This is a genomic window from Bacillus sp. SIMBA_005, assembly GCF_046535585.1.
Classification (GTDB): domain Bacteria; phylum Bacillota; class Bacilli; order Bacillales; family Bacillaceae; genus Bacillus; species Bacillus pumilus.
Genome location: NZ_JAWRWI010000268.1, coordinates 1 through 278, shown reverse-complemented (window position 1 = coordinate 278; position 278 = coordinate 1). Strand labels below are relative to the sequence as shown.

Annotated in this window: 1 protein-coding gene; it reads left to right on the top strand. The window is 43.5% G+C overall.

Going from position 1 to position 278, the window contains the following annotated elements; genetic code table 11:
* Positions 1-250 (top strand): type II toxin-antitoxin system RelE/ParE family toxin (locus SB660_RS20055; RefSeq protein ID WP_410584046.1); only part of this gene is annotated, 250 nt, incomplete at its 5' end.
* Positions 251-278: the final 28 nt, after the last annotated feature.

The window sequence follows — 278 nt, the reverse complement described above, 5'->3', positions numbered from 1 at the left end:
ATATGATCTTTTTGTATCCGGTACATCTAGTAAAATTCAGAAGGCGCAACATCTAAGGATCAATAATAGATTGTCCGCATTGGATAGCGCTACGTCTCTGAATGATTTGAACCTTCCGGGTTTCAAAACTCATCCCCTAAAGGGATTCAACCCAACTCGCTATGCGATTTCGGTGAATGGGGCTTGGCGTATTACTTTCGAATACAACGATGGTGATGCTTACAACGTTGATCTTGAGCAGTACCACTAACGACACGTGGCAGCCAAGTTTAGCTTGG